This window comes from Marinarcus sediminis (SeqCode), from assembly GCF_048571275.1.
GTDB classification, from domain to species: Bacteria; Campylobacterota; Campylobacteria; order Campylobacterales; family Arcobacteraceae; genus Marinarcus; species Marinarcus sediminis.
On record NZ_CP182357.1, the window covers coordinates 2376852 to 2392579 of the forward strand.

General features: G+C 33.9%; 19 protein-coding genes. 2 read left to right on the forward strand and 17 right to left on the reverse strand.

Features of this window, described 5'->3' with window-relative positions:
- Positions 1 to 2: 2 nt before the first annotated feature.
- The 14 genes from ACNI3C_RS11865 to hypB form a co-directional block, all read right to left on the reverse strand.
- Complete coding sequence (locus tag ACNI3C_RS11865) at positions 3 to 1361, reverse strand: ankyrin repeat domain-containing protein (protein ID WP_419770015.1); 1359 nt, start codon at positions 1359 to 1361, stop codon at positions 3 to 5.
- Between the two features lie 133 nt (positions 1362 to 1494).
- Positions 1495 to 2685, reverse strand: coding sequence for a tetrahydrodipicolinate N-succinyltransferase N-terminal domain-containing protein (locus tag ACNI3C_RS11870; protein ID WP_419770016.1), 1191 nt, complete (start codon positions 2683 to 2685; stop codon positions 1495 to 1497).
- Positions 2686 to 2776: 91 nt separating this feature from the next.
- The gene (locus tag ACNI3C_RS11875) at positions 2777 to 4624 is read right to left on the reverse strand and encodes a primosomal protein N' (protein WP_419770017.1); all 1848 of its coding nucleotides are present in this window, start codon (positions 4622 to 4624) and stop codon (positions 2777 to 2779) included.
- Positions 4621 to 5076 (reverse strand): type II secretion system protein, encoded by a 456-nt coding sequence (locus tag ACNI3C_RS11880; protein WP_419770018.1) that lies wholly within the window; start codon positions 5074 to 5076, stop codon positions 4621 to 4623. Before ACNI3C_RS11880 ends, ACNI3C_RS11875 begins: the two co-directional genes overlap by 4 nt.
- Entirely contained in the window at positions 5076 to 5285 is a 210-nt protein-coding gene (locus ACNI3C_RS11885) for a hypothetical protein (RefSeq protein WP_419770019.1), read from the reverse strand. The genes ACNI3C_RS11880 and ACNI3C_RS11885 overlap by 1 nt, the downstream gene beginning before the upstream one ends.
- Positions 5282 to 5479 carry a hypothetical protein gene (locus ACNI3C_RS11890; RefSeq protein ID WP_419770020.1) on the reverse strand — a complete coding sequence of 66 codons (198 nt, stop codon included), beginning with the start codon at positions 5477 to 5479 and terminating at the stop codon, positions 5282 to 5284. The genes ACNI3C_RS11885 and ACNI3C_RS11890 overlap by 4 nt, the downstream gene beginning before the upstream one ends.
- A 74-nt stretch (positions 5480 to 5553) precedes the next feature.
- Positions 5554 to 5961 carry a TerB family tellurite resistance protein gene (locus ACNI3C_RS11895; protein ID WP_419770021.1) on the reverse strand — a complete coding sequence of 136 codons (408 nt, stop codon included), beginning with the start codon at positions 5959 to 5961 and terminating at the stop codon, positions 5554 to 5556.
- 73 nt (positions 5962 to 6034) lie between these two features.
- Entirely contained in the window at positions 6035 to 6673 is a 639-nt protein-coding gene (locus ACNI3C_RS11900) for a MarC family protein (protein ID WP_419770022.1), read from the reverse strand.
- A gap of 56 nt (positions 6674 to 6729) precedes the next feature.
- Entirely contained in the window at positions 6730 to 7071 is a 342-nt protein-coding gene (gene hypA, locus ACNI3C_RS11905; RefSeq protein ID WP_419770023.1) for a hydrogenase/urease nickel incorporation protein HypA, read from the reverse strand.
- Positions 7072 to 8070 carry a hydrogenase expression/formation protein HypE gene (gene hypE / locus ACNI3C_RS11910; protein WP_419770024.1) on the reverse strand — a complete coding sequence of 333 codons (999 nt, stop codon included), beginning with the start codon at positions 8068 to 8070 and terminating at the stop codon, positions 7072 to 7074.
- Positions 8071 to 8781, reverse strand: coding sequence for a glutamine amidotransferase (locus ACNI3C_RS11915; protein ID WP_419770025.1), 711 nt, complete (start codon positions 8779 to 8781; stop codon positions 8071 to 8073).
- 5 nt (positions 8782 to 8786) lie between these two features.
- The gene (gene hypD / locus ACNI3C_RS11920) at positions 8787 to 9905 is read right to left on the reverse strand and encodes a hydrogenase formation protein HypD (RefSeq protein ID WP_419770026.1); all 1119 of its coding nucleotides are present in this window, start codon (positions 9903 to 9905) and stop codon (positions 8787 to 8789) included.
- A gap of 1 nt (position 9906) precedes the next feature.
- Positions 9907 to 10191, reverse strand: a complete 285-nt coding sequence (locus tag ACNI3C_RS11925; RefSeq protein WP_419770027.1) for a HypC/HybG/HupF family hydrogenase formation chaperone — start codon at positions 10189 to 10191, stop codon at positions 9907 to 9909.
- Positions 10192 to 10215: 24 nt separating this feature from the next.
- Complete coding sequence (gene hypB, locus ACNI3C_RS11930; RefSeq protein WP_419770028.1) at positions 10216 to 11025, reverse strand: hydrogenase nickel incorporation protein HypB; 810 nt, start codon at positions 11023 to 11025, stop codon at positions 10216 to 10218.
- A 124-nt stretch (positions 11026 to 11149) separates the two neighbouring features.
- On the opposite strand from hypB, the gene ACNI3C_RS11935 reads away from it, so the two are divergent.
- The gene (locus ACNI3C_RS11935; protein ID WP_419770029.1) at positions 11150 to 11803 is read left to right on the forward strand and encodes a hypothetical protein; all 654 of its coding nucleotides are present in this window, start codon (positions 11150 to 11152) and stop codon (positions 11801 to 11803) included.
- On the opposite strand, the gene ACNI3C_RS11940 is transcribed toward ACNI3C_RS11935, so the two are convergent.
- The gene (locus tag ACNI3C_RS11940) at positions 11792 to 12322 is read right to left on the reverse strand and encodes a hypothetical protein (RefSeq protein WP_419770030.1); all 531 of its coding nucleotides are present in this window, start codon (positions 12320 to 12322) and stop codon (positions 11792 to 11794) included. The two genes, ACNI3C_RS11935 and ACNI3C_RS11940, sit on opposite strands and share 12 nt — an antisense overlap.
- 77 nt (positions 12323 to 12399) lie before the next feature.
- On the reverse strand, positions 12400 to 13422 hold the full coding sequence (locus ACNI3C_RS11945) for a Cj0069 family protein (RefSeq protein WP_419770031.1): 1023 nt from the start codon (positions 13420 to 13422) through the stop codon (positions 12400 to 12402).
- Between the two features lie 186 nt (positions 13423 to 13608).
- On the opposite strand from ACNI3C_RS11945, the gene ACNI3C_RS11950 reads away from it, so the two are divergent.
- The gene (locus tag ACNI3C_RS11950; RefSeq protein WP_419770032.1) at positions 13609 to 15081 is read left to right on the forward strand and encodes a sensor domain-containing diguanylate cyclase; all 1473 of its coding nucleotides are present in this window, start codon (positions 13609 to 13611) and stop codon (positions 15079 to 15081) included.
- A 3-nt stretch (positions 15082 to 15084) separates the two neighbouring features.
- On the opposite strand, the gene ACNI3C_RS11955 is transcribed toward ACNI3C_RS11950, so the two are convergent.
- The gene (locus ACNI3C_RS11955; protein WP_419770033.1) at positions 15085 to 15708 is read right to left on the reverse strand and encodes a hypothetical protein; all 624 of its coding nucleotides are present in this window, start codon (positions 15706 to 15708) and stop codon (positions 15085 to 15087) included.
- Between the last annotated feature and the right edge of the window lie 20 nt (positions 15709 to 15728).

A 15728-nucleotide genomic window follows, 5' to 3' on the forward strand; every position in this document is an offset into this window, starting at 1 on the left:
TTTCAACGTAAAATGATTTTAAACTCTACTCTTTTTGATAACTCTTTATTTTCGGTTCCATCATCATTTGTAATCAACTGCGATGAAGATTTTCCGACTGCTTTAAAGTATTGCTCAATCCAATCAAGATTGTCAATAACCGATTCATTCTGACTTGCTAAAATAAAATTCAACACTCTGTTGGCTCTTTTTAACGAGAGGGTTTCATTTTTTTTGAATTTCTCCTCATCAGTATTAGCTGAACTATAATCAGAAGAGGTGTGCCCTTGTATCTCAACACTGGCAATTTGGTCTTTATACTTTTTTAAAAGAGTAATGTATCGTGGGATAAAGTTATTTAAGATTTTTTTATATGAGGAGGACAAATCACTGTTCCCCGATTTAAATAACAAAATAGGGTCTTTAAAACGAATGGACAAATCATCACTTAAAACCGCATTCCAAACATAAAAATCATCTTTAAACTCTTCAAATAATGCATCATGTAAGGATTTAGCATCAGAAGTAGTTTGTTGGGTTGGTTGTGTAAAAAAATCTTCTTGCAAAGGTGTTTCAACAACTCCCTCTTTGGCTTCTATAACTTCAAGTTTAGATGTGGCTTCTGCTTTGGTTAATGCTTTACTTTTTGCCTTTGCCTGAATATGATATTCTCCTACAGGCAAAGGTGTTGTCACTTTGGCGCACCAGTTTTGCCCTGTTTCATCAATCTTTGCCATAAATGGTCCATAAGGTTGTTCAAGTGCATCTAAAATAGTAACACTCACGTCATTAAGTATTCCCTTTTGTGCTGTTCCACAAATGTTTGGCGTAGTCTCAGCCGTTTGTATGCTTGGTTGGAGCGTGATGCTTAAACCCTCTTTACAAAAAGGTTCGAGATGTTTTGTCGTTAATAATTGGGCCAAATAGAGATTGTTGTTTTTTGAAGCATAGTGCAAAGGAGTAATTCCATTTTTATCTGCAACATCCACTTTAATACCCGCACAAACCATAATTCTTGAAATATTATTAAAATCATTTCTTGTACTGTCAATCAAAGGAGTATCACCGTATCGATCCACATTATCAACAATTGCGTCTTTTTGAATCAAAAGTTCCGCTGTTTTATCTTCATTAAAAATTGCGGTTAAGTGAAGTGGTGTGTAACCATATTTGTCTTTTACATTTAACTTTGAACCGGTATTAATTAAAAGTTCTGCAATTTTAAAATCTTTGGCTCTGATGGCATCATGCAGTGCCAAATTATTACGGTAATCGCTGTTATGAATATTAGAAACTTCATCTTTGTTTGAAAAATTTTTGTCAGAAAGTGTGCAACCAGTTAGAACTAAAATTGTGTATAAACTCAAAATGTATATTTTCATGTTACCCTCGTTTTGATAGTGCCATTTATTTGACTATTATACTTAAATAATACTAAGGATTACTAATTAAATCCATAAAAAAAGGCAACAATCTTATGATTGTTGCCTTAAAATAGCCACTTTATAAATACGATTAATGTAAATCTGCGTTAAGTTTTACTTCTCTTGTACTTCGCATTGCAATGGTTTGACCATTCGATGAATTTACTCTAAAATGTACCCCATTCACTCCAAAAAATTCACTTCCTTTCATAGAAGTTTTAATCTCTTTATCAGGATTAATTTCTTGAATTTGTGCCACAGCTTTTTCAGAAAGTGCAATTTTAGTTCCTGGTAAGATAGTAACACCTGCATCTAAAATACAACCATCACCAATGGCAGTACCTGTACAAGAGTTTGCACCAAGCAATGTATTTTCACCAATAGAAACTGGCACTCCATCGGTTCCAGAAAGAACACCTAAAATAGACGCTCCTCCACCAACATCAGAACCAGCACCAACCACAGCAGAAGAAGAAATTCTTCCTTCAACCATAACCACACCTTCGGTTCCAGCATTAAAGTTAACATACGCAGCACCTGGCATAACAGTCGTACCTGCTGCTAATTGTGCTCCAAATCTTACTTTACTTGTCTCTAAAATTCTGGTGTTATCCGCAGGTATAACATGCGATAAGAATCTTGGGAATTTATCTACCATGATAATTTCTGGGTATTTATTGGCCAATTTAAGTGCAATTTCATTCTCTCTTAACCAATCAAGTTCAATTGGAGTAGAACCTGTTGTCCAAGCACAGTTATGTAATTTACCAAATGCACCATTTAAGTTTAAACTTCTTAATTTTGCTTTACCTGTTGAAAGTGCATAAAGTTTTAAATATACCCCTTCTGTTGATTGTGGGTTTGTATCTTCAAAAATAAATACCACTTTAAAATCATCTGCACCTAAACCTGACTCTAATGGCAATGAAGCAAGATTTGAAATTACTTGAACATTTTTGTGTTCATCTCCCTTAGCTTCAGGAATATAAGGTCTGAATGTCTCTATACAAGAGGTTAAAAAGGTATCATTTACATTGCATACCAATTCAGAGTTTGAAGTATCTACATTCATACCCGCTTCTTTTAATGCATTTAAATATACAGCAGCTGCTCCAAAATTTTCATTCCAGTTTATTACAGGGAAAGTTGCTTGTAATATTTTATCTCTATTAATTTGACCTCGGTCAACTCGTGCAATTCCAAAACCAATTGGATTTCTGTACCAGCTTTGAGATTGAATCTCTTCCACTTTTGTTTTAAATTCTTCTTTAGTAAATATCATAAATTTCCTTTATAGATTTGGCGAATTTTACCTAAAAAAGTTTTAAGAAGCTATAAGGGGGAAAATTGTTTTTTTAAAATTAATAAAGGCTTTATTTTATTGTATCCATATCAATGATTGCAAGCGAAGAGTTCACACTGTGCAGTGTTTGAATCAATGCTTTTATATTTGAAGATCTCAGAATAATTTCAAAACGATATTTGTTGGCAATTTTTGAGACAACACACTCTCCAAAGCCAACCATTTCAACCTCTTTAAGCTCTTTAAACAGATGCACATAGTGATTCATCTCCTCTTTGGCTTTTAGCCCATTGGTGTGTGCAAAAATGATTTTTGCCATTTTAAAATAAGGAGGATACAAATCTTCTCTGAAAATCAGTTCATCTTTTAAAAAATTTTCATAATCGTGCTCTTGCAAATAGTATTCAAAAAACTCTTTGTTTTTGGTTTGAACAATGACTTCCCCAAACCCTTTTCTCCCGCTTCTTCCTGCAATTTGTATGAGCAATGACAAGGCTCGTTCCCGGGCTTTGTAAGAGTTCATGTTTAAAACTGAATCAATGCCCAAAACAACAGCCAAGGTCACATTGTGATAATCATGCCCTTTAGAAAGCATTTGTGTTCCCACTAAAATATCAATTTTTTCGTTGTTAAAATCGTTTAACACCTCTTTGAGTTTTTTATCGGTGGTAATGGTATCTCGGTCAAATCGCACAATAGTATTGCTGGGGAAAAGCGCTTTTAACTCTTCCTCTATTTGGGCAGTTCCTACTCTTAAATTGTGAATAATACCTGTTTTACAACTGGGACACGTTTGTGGTATTTGTTGAGTATAACCACAATAGTGGCACTTTAATGCTTTCGCATTTTTATGCAGGCTCATTGAAACAGAGCAGTAAGGACACTCTACACTTTTCCCGCACACCGAACATATTTGATACTTAAAATTCGCACGTGTAGGCAAAAAAACAATGACTTGTTTTTTTTGTTTTAAGGTATTCTCAATTTTATTTTTTATGTTTAAACTCAAAACCGTTTGTGAATCAAAAAAGCTGATCTTTTTAGAAGTTTCAAAAAAACTGTTTTTGATTCTAAAATAAGGGACTTTATGAAACGAAGAGATGGAGGGAGTAGCACTTCCAAGTATCAGCTGAATATCGTGTTGTTTTGCCATATAAATGGATAAATCTTTGACATTTAACCTTGGTTTTTGATCGGCTTTATACGACTCATCGTGCTCTTCATCCACAATGATTAGACTTAAGTTTTCAAAAGGTAAAAACAGCGCTGATCGAGCACCAGCAATGAGTTTGATTTCACCACACAAAAGTCCTTGAATGATTTTTTCTTTTCTTTTTTTGGTAATTTTTGAGTGCCAGATGGCAATGGCATCTCCAAATACACGCTCCAACCTTTTTTGCATTTGGGGCGTCAAAGAAATTTCAGGCATAAGTAAAATGGCTTGTCCGCCACTGTTTAAATGTTTTTCAATTGCTTTAATATAAATTTCTGTTTTTCCACTTCCCGTGTTGGCAAAAAGCAAGCCTTGTTTTTTTTGATTTAAAAATTCAAACGCTTTTTCTTGCTCTTGGGATAACTCTATTTGTGAATCAAAGAGATGTGCTTGCACTTTTTCAACCACTTCAAAAGGGGTATATAAACTTAAAGCTTCCCCTAAAGAACTGACATAATATTGTGAAATAAATTTAGCCACTAAAAGCATTTTTGTATCATAATATTTTGAGGTCACTTCGGCAATTTCGGTGCATTTAAAAGTGGGTTTTTCAACGGCATTAACCACAACTGCTTCATTGAAGGTTTTTCTTCTAGCAAGAGTAACATGCACCAATGCACCAATATTTATAGGAGTTTGACTTTTATAGGTCAAAGGCTCTAAGGGAGATTTTAAAAGAGCAACTTCGTAAAAATATTCACTCAATCAAGATCCTTGCAAGCAGTTTGTTCATAATTGCACGTAAAGTTTCCTGTTGAATTATCATACGTAAACTCTACGAAAGTTTCACTGTTAATAAAAACACCATACACCGTATTAGAGACTTTGACCCAAGATGCTTTTTTCTTCAGCTCTTTGGAGGTAGAGAGCAAAGGATACTCCAATAAAGCATTCGGATTGAGCCCTTTAAATAAAAGTTGATTTTCCACATTAATAGGAGCATCATCAAGTCTTTGTGGATACTCTAATTTCCCATGATAGACTCTTTTATTGGCACTTGTTGCTATGGCATTTCGAATAAGTGCGATGTCGGTTTTGATTTTTGCACTTGAAGCATGAGAGAGAAAACTGAAGCCATTTTTTAAAGCAAAAGAGAGAATAAGTGCAATGATGGCAATGACGAATATGATTTCAAGCAGTGAAAATGATTTTTTCATTAAAGTGGAGGTAATTTATCCGAAATTTCTTTAATATCTTGTTTAAAATTATAAAACTCTTGAGTTCTTCGTATATACGCTAAGAGAAGATCTTGTGTATTGACATGTTTTTCAGGAGATAAAAATCGGATAATTTCTGGCTCTAACTCATCAGCAACATTGATGGTATACGCCATATTATTTATGTGAAACGTCATTTTCTTTTTCAATAGTTACCCTTACTTTTAAGCGCCAATGTACTATCAATTTTTAAAAGCATATCTTGACCATTTTTTAGCAATTCATCATTCTTATCTTTCAATTCTTCCAGCCGCAGCTTTAAAGAATCGTTTTCAAATTTTAACAATTCATATTGTTTGTTTGCTTTTTCAACTTGAGCGTTTAACTTTTGTATTAAATCCATGCGTTATTCTATCCAAAATAGTATAAATGAATACATAATTATTTAAAAAAAGATGATTTAAACGTGATGTTAAATCATCCTTCATCTTGCAAAAAAAGTTTTCCTTGCATATACAAAGCCGTGACAGCTTTCCCCCATGAGGAGTAGTGACTCAGTGTTTGTTTGTCTATTACAAAAAACTCTGCGATGGTATCGATTAAAATGTGTTCTTTAAAATCGAACCTATCATCGGCATGCACCAAAATCATCAACTCCAAAAGCAAAATTTTTTGACTCTTTTTAGATTTAAAATCTTTTAATACCTCTTCTAAAATAAAGGTTTTAGAGTCATACTCCAACATATCTTCAATTCCCATTTCAGCACAATACTCTAAGATAACCTCTTTTTCATTCTCTCCAAAATCATCGTCAATTCTAGCTAAGTGGTGAGCCAGTTCTAAAAAAGCAAATTTCTCTTTTGTTTGCAACTGCATTAATAACATATATTGTTTTCCTATAAATAATTTTTAAAATTTCTCCTTGCATTATAACGAACAAGGATAAATCAATGGTAAATCAACCTGCTAAAGCAGGAAAAAGTTGTGTTAAACCACTTGCCATAAACTCCACGGCTATGGAAGCTAAAATCAATCCCATGATTCTTGAAATCACATTGATACCAATGAGTCCCAACTTAGCAGATAAATAAGCTGCCGCTCTTAAAGATACGAATATATACAAAATCAAAACACTCACAATGGCACTCATCATCAATAAGTGTCCAATGCCTGTGGCATAATGGGAAAAAACAATCACCGTAGAGATAGCACCTGGCCCCATAATCAATGGAATCGCCAAAGGAACAATCGCTAAATCACGATTGGATATTTTGGCTTCACTTAACTCCTCTGGGGTCTGTTTGGCTCCAGGAATTTTTGCATTGATCATATTGATTGCCAATGTCAAAAGCAGTATTCCCCCTGCAACTCTAAAAGCAGGTATGGAAATATTGAAAAAACTTAAAATGGAAGCTCCCAACCAAACGGAACATAATGCAATTATCCAAGCTGAAAAAGAGGCATGCAGTGCCAATTGATTTTTCTCTTGTACTGATTTCCCCGCAGTTAAATTCACAAATATTGGCAAAGCAGAAAAAGGTCCCATAATAGCTAAAACACCAAAAAATATTTTTGTGTACTCTTCAATAGGCAACATAAACTTCCTTTGCATTTAAAATTTTAAGGAACTATAGCTAAAACTTATTTAAAACTTTACTCCATCTCTAATGACATCAAATACATATCTTCGCCATCAATCACATCAATATTGATGCTTTGGCACTTGGGACAAGTAAACTCTCTTTTGCTTAACGTAGAGGTGGTTTGACACTCTTTACAGGAGATAACAACCTCTTGGATATTCAAAACAAACTCAGCATCATGACAAATTGTTTGTTCTTTAAAAGTATTAAATGCCGTTTCAAGCAAACTGGGTTCAACCCCACTTAATACTCCAACTTTTATCACCACTTTGGTGACCCTTTTGGCGCTGTTTTGTTGGGCGTGCTCTTCACAACTTTCTAATAATGATTGGACAATTGAATATTCGTGCATTTAACAAATCCTTGGTAAAAGTTCGCCCGTAGGGGTTTCTAAAAATCGTTTTGTACCCCAAGCTGAATTTAAAACAACTTTTTGTTCATATTGCTGGGTCACTTTTCCAATAATTTTTGCTTCGGTTGAGTTTTCACATCCATGCAACACCTCCAACGCTTTTTGGGCATCTTCATTTTTAATGGCCAAAACAAAAGTTCCTTCATTGGCCAAGCTTAATGCTTCAAAACCCAGCAGTTCACAAATACCATTGACTTCATCACAAATGGGGACCTCTTTCTCTTCAATTTCAATGCAAACATTGCTTTGTTTTGCCCACTCATTTAACACCGCACTCACTCCACCTCGAGTGGCGTCTCTGAGTGCGGTAATTTGAATCTCATTTTGTATAAGCTTTTGAACAATAGGCCAAAGCGAAGCACAATCCGATTTTAAACTGCTGCTTAACTCTATGCCCTCACGTGAAGCAAAAATTGTTGCACCATGTTTTCCAATTGAGTTTGAAACAATAATTGTATCCTCAGTCGTAATAGAGTTTGAAGAGATACCTGATTTTTGTATCTCTCCGATACCCGTAGTATTAATAAATATTTTATCCACACTGCCTTTGGGTACAACTTTAGTATCACCACTTACAACCATTGCCCCATTGATAACCAACTCTTTTTGCATAGACGCTACAATTTGCTCTAAAACAGCAACTTCAAACCCCTCTTCTAAAATCACCGAACAGGTTAAATACTTTGGTTTCGCTCCCATCATCGCCAAATCATTACACGTACCACAAACAGCCAATTTCCCAATATCTGCCCCAGGAAAAATAATGGGACTGACCGTAAAACTGTCCGTGCTAAATGCCAATGTACCATTTTGAATAACCGCGGCATCTTCACTTTTTTCTAGAATCTCATTTTTAAAGGCTTTATAAAATATTTGCCCAATAAGTTCATTGTTCTCTTTTCCCCCATTCCCGTGAGAGAGTCTAATTGTTTCAGTCATTTATAACCTTTTTTCTACGATTTTTCCAAATTGTTCTAACAGTGTATTGGCATACGGTGTCTTTTGAACGTTTTGAAGCAACACTTCACTTGCAAGTTTTTTCTCTTTTGAAACCTCTTGAATATAAGAGGCCATAATTTCAGTTGTGTATTCAGGGTGAAACTGTACTCCCCAACACCACTCTCCTACTTTAAATGCATGATGAGCATCGTGTTGATTGTAGGCAAGGTTAATGGCATCAGTAGGCAATTTTAATACCGTTTGAGAATGAACAGTATGCGCCAAAAATCTCTGTTTGCACCCTAAAAACAAAATATCATTGATGCCTTCATTGTTTAACTCTATTTCAACCGTACCTATCTCCATGCCATTGGGATGATAACCGCACACCCCTCCTAAACTTTGAGCAATCAATTGGTGTCCATAACAAATCCCCAACATTGGAATACTCTCATTAAAGAGTTCAACAATCCACTCTTGAAGTTTGATGCTCCAAGGCTCTTGTTCTGTCACCATGGAGTGAGAACCTGAAATAATCACCCCAGCACATTCATGAAGTTGAGGCAAAGGCTCGTGCGATTGAATATCAACAACTTTTATTTTGCTTGATACTCCTTTTAGACCATTCATTATCCATTGGTCGAAATCCCCATATTGTGAAATGGTCTCTTGAAACGTAGTACCCGCTTTTATGATAAAAAATTTCTTCATCTTATTTACAATAAATTCCCATACTTATAATATGCAGCACATGCTCCCTCACTTGAAACCATACAACTTCCCAATGGGTTGCTTGGTGTACACGCGGTTCCAAATACCTTACAATCTTTTGGGTTGGCTTTGCCTTTTAAAATATCTCCACACATGCAAAATTTATGGTCATCTATGGTTTGAGTAGGCAAAATATCTTTATAAATCACTTCTGCATCTATATGGGCAAACGCATCTTTTAATCTGTAGGCACTTTTTGGAATGTCTCCAATGCCTCTCCATCTGAAATGGTCACGTTTGGTAAAATAGATGGCATTAAGTTTTTGGGCTTGTAAACTGCCCTCTTTGGTCACACTTCTTGAGTATTGAATTTCCAAATCACATCGATTTTCATTGAATTGTCGAACCAACATCAACACAGACTGCATCACATCTACAGGTTCAAACCCACTGATCACCACAGGTTTCCCATAATCTCTTGGAAACTCTTCATAGATTTTACTTCCCGTAATCACACTCACATGACTGGGTCCAATAAACGCATCAATATGATTGTCATCGTCAAGCAGAACACGCATGGGTTCTGGTACCGTAATATGATTGATATGAAACAAAATATTCTTAATCTTTTTTTGTAACACTTGATGAATCAAAGCACTGGTCATTGGAGTGGTTGTTTCAAACCCAATAGCAAAAAATATCACTTTTTTAGTGGGGTTTTCATACGCGATTTTTATGGTATCTAAGGGAGAATAGACAAATCGCACATCCGCACCTTTGGCTCTGGCATCCGCCAAATTTCCATTGCTTCCAGGCACTTTTATCATATCCCCCAAAGTTACAAGGATGACATCGTCTAAAAGTGAAAGGGTATACGCATGGTCAATTCTCTCTTTTGGCATGACACACACGGGGCAACCAGGCCCATGTATAAACTCAATATTTGAAGGTAAGAGTTGATTCAACCCATACTTCATAATTGAATGAGTATGTCCTCCACACACTTCCATAATTCCAATAGATTGTTCAAGCTTAGCAGCTTCTTTTTCAATGAGTTTAGCTAAAGCTTTGATGGCTTGTGGATTTCTAAATCCGTCGTACAAATCTTTAAGTTGCAATGACATTTTAGGCTCTATTTAGACAATTATCACCATCTAATATGGCCTGTTGCCTATCTTCTTCTTCCATTTTAGCAATGATTTCACCGTATACTTTCAGACTCTCTAAAGCATCTTCCTCATCGATTTTATTCATGGCAAAACCAATATGAATCAGCACATAATCTCCAACCCTAACCTCTTGGTCAATCAAATCCAAAGAGGCTTGTCTTTCAACGCCCATAGTATCAACAGTTGCAATATTGGTTTCGGTATCTATTTTTGTAATTTTTGATGGTATTGATAAACACATATATTTCCTTTGTAATTCTTCATTTTACCGATTATTCATTTTGAATTTAATCCAATCAACAACGCGTTGAAGACTCTTTTCATCTTTGGTGGATACTTCTAAAATATCCACGCTGGGTTTGAGTTTTCTTGCCTCTTTTTTTTCAGCTTCAATGTCATACTCAAAGTATGGGAGCAAGTCTGTTTTAGTGATTAAAATCAAATCAGCTGTTCTGAACATCACAGGGTATTTGATGATTTTATCTTCACCTTCTGGGATACTGACCAAAACAATGTTTAAATGTGTTCCCACATCATATGATGCTGGGCAAACTAAGTTCCCAACATTTTCTACAAAACAGACATCAATATCATCTAAAGGCATATCGTGTAGGCCTTTGTGCACCATAAACGCATCTAAGTGACAGGCACTTCCCGTTTGAATTTGAATGGCTTTGATCCCTTTGGCAATAAGTCTGTCGGCATCTTTGTTGGTCTCTAAATCCCCTTCAACTACACCAAATTTAAAATCTGCAATTGAACTTAAATGTTCAAGCAGCGTTGTTTTTCCACTTCCTGGACTGCTCATAAGATTGATTCCCAACACATTATGTTTGTCAAAATGCGCTCGATTGTGTTCCGCTTCGTGGTCATTTTTATCTAAAATTTTTTTAATGACCGAGATGGTTTTAGGGTCATTGAGTTGGGGATTATGATTGAGTGTTTCATGGGCATGTTGATGTTCATGACTCCCATCGTGATGGTGATGCTCTCCATGATGGTCATGGTCGTGTTCATGATGATGTTCGTGAGTGTGCTCGTGGTCTGTTATGCTGCAACCGCAATCTTTACACATGGTATTTCCTTAAATCTATTTGTGAATATATATTCAGTTGAGAGAGTTTACTTTAATTAACTTAAAAAAGCTATAATTTTTCTCTACTCTTATGTAATTTTAGGACTTTAGGGTACAATGTCGTATGAATAACCTTTTATGTCCCAAATGTAAAGCTCCTTTGTATCACTTGGCAAATAACTATAAAAAATGTTCTGTGTGCAAATATAAGTTCTCGTTAAACAAAAAAAATCTGGAACTTACAATCATCAATGCCTTTTGCAGTAACACCAATGCCATTACGTGTGCCAAACAATTAAATGTAAATTACCGAACCGTTGCAAACCGTTATACCCTTTTTCGAAAACTCATTGCTTCGTATTTACAAACACTGTATAACCGTTCAGTTCATGAGAATGCTTCTTATGAAGAGTACTACTACTTTACCCAACGACAAAAAGAGAGAAAAGAGAAATCCCTGTATGAAGCCATCAATATTATTGGATTTTACTCCAATGGTTTGGTTTACACACTCTTAATGCCAGATTTACCCAAATCAAATCTTTTAGAAGAGGATAAAAACTTTGAAAAATTTCTTTACTGGCATAGAGTTCAATCGGCACAAGCGTATAAAACACCTTTAAGAGTTTTTTGGAAATATTTGGAACAGAATCTCAAAAAATATAAAGGGATGAAAGAGGAGAACTTTTTTTACTATCTTAAAGAGTGTGAGTTTAAATTCAATTTTGTACTGAACCGACAAATAGAGATTCTAAAAGAACTCTATTTATTTGAGTAAATAGGGCATATCTTCTTGTATGCTTTTGAGTAAATCTTCATTGATAAAAAAAGCAGCATGTTCATGGACACTTTTAAATGCTTTGGCACAAATATATCTGTTCTTTTTAATTAACTCCAAAGAGTTTTGCAAATACATTTGAAGGTTTTGATTGTTCACATAATAGTTGTACATTGCTTCAAAATACTCATCTTTGACTTCATCTTTTAAAAAAACCACATTCTCTTCTAAAAACTCAATGACAGAATTCTCATTGGTTATATGAATAAAGGCTTCTTTGATGTCTTCAAAACGCATATCAAATTTAATGCCCTCTAAAAGAAGTTTTTGTAAGTTTCCCAAATCATTGTTTTGAAAGTAGTATTGCATCAAAAGTTTATAGTAATGCTCTTTAACATCACTTTCAACTGTTTCGAGTTTTTCTTGAATTTTCTCTAAATCGTGCAATATATTTTTGTTTTCAAAATGTTCATGCAACACAGCAACTTCAGCAATAATTTCATGGAGTCGTTCACTCATTATCAATCCTTTTATTCTTCCACTATTCTACTACAGTTATTTTAAAAAAGGATTGATTATTATCTGTAAATTTTTATTTAATTTTTTTTAAAAACTTTGGCAACTTCTTGGGCATATTGAAGTTTGGTTGAAATACCCACACAAGAACAATTGATTTCTGAAAGTACATATTTGTCGCTTTTATCTTCATTATAATCCAAAATATAATCCATTGTCCATAGCAGTGGAAAATTTTGTCCATGCAAAAAAGGTTTAAGATCTTTTAAGCCTTTGGTTGTAAGTGCAACCACCTCTTTCCATTTTGGCGCTTCTGGAGATTCATATTTGTATTTTGCTCCCGAAAAAAGTGTGGCAGAGAACTCTCCGTCTTGCGGTTTTTTATGTACGACAGAGATAATTTTATCATTGACCAATAACACTCGAATTTCACCCTCAGAAATTCGCTCTAAATATCGACAATTCACAAAACCCACTTTGCCTTTAAAATAAGCAGCATATTCGCCCTCTTCTTCAAACTTTTTTTCAAAATTGGTTAAAAACTCTTGGATATTTTCATAATAGTATTTGTCATTGTTCACCGCTTCCGTCGACACAATAGAGCCATCCTCTTTTAAACGAACCAAATAAACTCCCTCACCTGTTGAGCCATAGTTTGTTTTTAAAACGCGTATACCATACTCTTTTAAAAGTGCGGGAAATTTTGTAACAAACTCACTGTAAGTGTGATAAAACTCGGTTTGTTTATCTCCCAGTTCGGTATCTTTAAGTTTGGCTAATATGTCTTTAAAGTCCAAATTAATCATGACATCAGGGTGAGTATGAACAATAACGCCATAGTTGCTTAAAGCCTTCAAAAATTGGAAATATTCATCAACCTCTTTTAAATTGCCAGGATTGATTCTGCTGATGACACTGTGCGCATTCTCTTTCAAATAATCCAATAACTCATATTTTTTATTGGGTTTGTAAAAAACAATTTCTGTTTTATAAGAGCTGGCTTCTTCAATGGCTTGCAGTATTGGTTTGGTATCGGGTCGGAATCCATCAAACCCTTTATCACTCCCTTTTGCATACTCTATTATAAAAATTCTTTTAGCCATTTGCTCTCCTTGTATTTGAATTGAAGCTAAATATTAGTTAAGTATAATTACATGAAGGTGTCAATTAAAGAACATTTTGGTTACAATATTAAAATAAGTTTAAAATAATAATATTTTAAGAAATTAAAATTGCAGCAATTTAAGCTATACTAATAGTCAATCTTTTTGAAGAGGGAAAGAGACAAAGTGAACATAAAACATATCAAACTTAACATTATATTTTTTATTATTACTTACATATTTATGATTACCTTTTTATGTCTTATTAGTTACAACTTTTTTATCAATGATTTTTTAAAACTTGAGTCAAAACAGAATCAAAGTAACGTCAATACACTCTTATTAACCATCAATCAAAATATTCAATCCATCAGTCAAAAAGCCAATGACTACAGCAAATGGGATGACACTTACCAGTTTATGAATGATGCCAATAAAAATTATATTTTTATTAATTTCAGAGAAGGCTCAAATACATTAGAAGATTTAAATCTTAATTTTATCATCTATTCTACACTGGACAATCAAACAGTTTATTCAAAATATAAATCAAAAGAGTTAAAAGATAACCAAAAAGATTTTGAAAAAAGCCTCTTTCAACATTTTAAAAACAGCAAAGCAGAAAACACACTCTTTAACTATAAAGAACATTATATCTACATATCAAAATCGGAAATCTCTGACAGTAATGGAGAAAAAAGAGCAAATGGTTACCTCTATATGGGAGAGATTGTTAACCCCACTCAACTGACTAAAATAACAAAAATATTTGACAAAATTTATCTCTCAAATAGATATGAAAACAAAAATTATGATTTAACATTCCACCTTTCAGATTTAAAAAATATAAAAGTAAAGACCTCTTTTGAAGAGACAAAGTTAAAAAACAACATTCAACTTTTTGATAACCAAAACAGATATATTTTTTCAATTATTGCCGAAAATGAAAGAGACATTGTCAAAAATGGCAAAAAAACTATTCTATCTTTTAATGTACTCATCACTCTGTTTTTATTTATTATATTAATCATTATTTTTAACAATCAAAAAACACTCGAAAAACAAAATTTTCTTTTAGAGAGTAAAGTCAAAAGAAGAACCAATCAATTGACCCGTTCACTCAAAAAATTACAGACAAAAAATGCAGAGCTCTACACCTTAGCAAACAAAGATCATTTGACCAAAATCAACAACAGAAGAAATTACTTTATTGAGAGTGAAAAACTTTTAGAAGTGGCTTTAGAAAATAAAACGCCTTTATGTGTATTGATCATAGACATCGATAATTTTAAACAAATCAATGACAAATATGGCCATGCTTCAGGCGATAAAATCTTAATCTCATTTTGTACAATTGTCAATGAAATCATAGACGACGATGTTATCTTTGGACGAATTGGAGGTGAAGAATTTTGCCTGACTTTTGGTAACACCACATTAGAAGAAGCCACAATTATAGGTGAAAAGATAAGAAATCGATGTGAAAATTCAACCTTACATATCAACAATCAAACCATAACATTTACCATCAGTTTAGGTTTAAGTAACCAAAAAGATTTCAAATGTATTGATGAAATTTTACAACATGCCGATGAACTGCTTTACGATGCAAAAGCCGAAGGAAGAAACCGATTAATAAGAACCTCAATACATAAATAGTTTTTATTGCCTTTTCTTTTTCTTTCTGCGACTGTTCATCTTGTAAGTGCACAGTTTGAGTTTTAAAATAAGGTTGGAAGATATTTTATACATATTCATGATAATCTCTCTTTTTTCCTCTTCCAAATTTAATTTTGTTTTCTCATAAATGGTTAATAACTCTAAGTAATTGATGTTTCCTAAAAAAGGGTATAAAAAAACAGATTTTTCCTCTTCTATTATCCATTCACTTAAGAGTGCAATCACCATTAACTCTGGCATCCAAGGTTGTCCATTGTGCATATTGACTTCCAAAGCTTTTATGATACTGTCATAATAAACCATCAAAGGTTCTTCTTTTTTTGCAATGATTCTTAAAGTAGAATTTTTATGCATATTGGCAATTAAACTTCTTAAGTACGTTGAACTGACCACACACTCTTGCAGTTTATGCAATAAATCTCGAAGTGTAGAAGATATATATTGAACATCTTCATCACTTCCAATGTTATATTGTATGGCTTGGTTATCCAATTGATAAAAATACTCTTCTAACGTTGTACGAATAAAAACCAATAGAGCTTCGGTTTTCATCTCTCGTAATAACTTAGGTTTGATTCTATTAGGGCAAGCAGCTAAAATATTCATTGTTTAATCTCTCAAGGTGA

Bases quoted from the DNA above. Each gene is read 5' to 3' on its own strand.
- ACNI3C_RS11895 (WP_419770021.1), bottom strand. From the start codon at position 5,961: ATGTTATTAATGCAGTTGCAAACAAAAGAGAAATTTGCTTTTTTAGAA.
- ACNI3C_RS11940 (WP_419770030.1), bottom strand. From the start codon at position 12,322: ATGAGTGAACGACTCCATGAAATTATTGCTGAAGTTGCTGTGTTGCAT.
- ACNI3C_RS11890 (WP_419770020.1), bottom strand. From the start codon at position 5,479: ATGGATTTAATACAAAAGTTAAACGCTCAAGTTGAAAAAGCAAACAAA.
- ACNI3C_RS11865 (WP_419770015.1), bottom strand. From the start codon at position 1,361: ATGAAAATATACATTTTGAGTTTATACACAATTTTAGTTCTAACTGGT.
- hypA (WP_419770023.1), bottom strand. From the start codon at position 7,071: ATGCACGAATATTCAATTGTCCAATCATTATTAGAAAGTTGTGAAGAG.
- ACNI3C_RS11870 (WP_419770016.1), bottom strand. From the start codon at position 2,685: ATGATATTTACTAAAGAAGAATTTAAAACAAAAGTGGAAGAGATTCAA.
- ACNI3C_RS11880 (WP_419770018.1), bottom strand. From the start codon at position 5,076: ATGAAAAAATCATTTTCACTGCTTGAAATCATATTCGTCATTGCCATC.
- hypE (WP_419770024.1), bottom strand. From the start codon at position 8,070: ATGACTGAAACAATTAGACTCTCTCACGGGAATGGGGGAAAAGAGAAC.
- ACNI3C_RS11915 (WP_419770025.1), bottom strand. From the start codon at position 8,781: ATGAAGAAATTTTTTATCATAAAAGCGGGTACTACGTTTCAAGAGACC.
- ACNI3C_RS11935 (WP_419770029.1), top strand. From the start codon at position 11,150: ATGAATAACCTTTTATGTCCCAAATGTAAAGCTCCTTTGTATCACTTG.
- ACNI3C_RS11900 (WP_419770022.1), bottom strand. From the start codon at position 6,673: ATGTTGCCTATTGAAGAGTACACAAAAATATTTTTTGGTGTTTTAGCT.
- ACNI3C_RS11955 (WP_419770033.1), bottom strand. From the start codon at position 15,708: ATGAATATTTTAGCTGCTTGCCCTAATAGAATCAAACCTAAGTTATTA.
- hypD (WP_419770026.1), bottom strand. From the start codon at position 9,905: ATGTCATTGCAACTTAAAGATTTGTACGACGGATTTAGAAATCCACAA.
- ACNI3C_RS11925 (WP_419770027.1), bottom strand. From the start codon at position 10,191: ATGTGTTTATCAATACCATCAAAAATTACAAAAATAGATACCGAAACC.
- hypB (WP_419770028.1), bottom strand. From the start codon at position 11,025: ATGTGTAAAGATTGCGGTTGCAGCATAACAGACCACGAGCACACTCAC.
- ACNI3C_RS11945 (WP_419770031.1), bottom strand. From the start codon at position 13,422: ATGGCTAAAAGAATTTTTATAATAGAGTATGCAAAAGGGAGTGATAAA.